General features: G+C 75.8%; 1 protein-coding gene. It reads left to right on the forward strand.

Annotation, left to right across the window (positions count from 1 at the left end):
• The coding region (locus ACYVE9_RS29625; protein WP_461030952.1) for a condensation domain-containing protein at positions 1 to 693 on the forward strand (693 nt) is incomplete at both ends.

The following is a 693-nucleotide window of genomic DNA, read 5'->3' on the forward strand; positions in this document are numbered from 1 at the left end:
CGCGCTCGGCTCGGGGCTGGCGGGGCTCGTCGTGGCGGCGACGGCCCTGGGCGTGAGCCGCGCCACCGGCGAGACGGACGTCCTGCTCGGGTTCGCCGTCCCGGGGCGTGCGCCCGGCAGGGAGCAGCACGTGCCCGGGGTGACGGCCAACGTCGTGCCGCTGCGCGTCTCCGTGGACCCGGGCACGTCGGTGCGGAGTCTCGTGGAGCAGTGCGCGGTGCGCGCCCTGGAGGCCGTGCGCCACCAGCGCTACCGGTACGAGGACCTGCTGCACGACGCCGGGCTGCGGCCCGGCGAGTCCCCGTGGTCGGTCTCCGTCAACGTCATGCCGTTCGACTACCGCCTCAGCTTCGCCGGGGCACCCGTCACCGCCCGCAACCTGTCCACCGGCCCGTTCGAGGACCTGTCCGTCGCGGTGTGGGACGTCTCCTCCGACCGCAGCATCCAGTTCGCGGTCGACGCGGACCCCGAACTGCACGACGAGCAGGGGCACGCGTCCTGCGTGTCGCTGCTGCACGAGGCGTTGGAATGGGTCGCCGGCGCGTCGCCGGACACGCCCGTCGGGCGCGCCGACCTGCTGTCCCACACCGTCGGGGAGCGGGTCCTGCGCACCTGGAACGAACCCGCTGCCGCCGTTCCGGAGACGACGCTGCCCCCGCTGCCGGCGGTCGGCGCGGCGCGCGCCCCGGACGC

This window comes from Streptomyces sparsus, assembly GCF_054776295.1.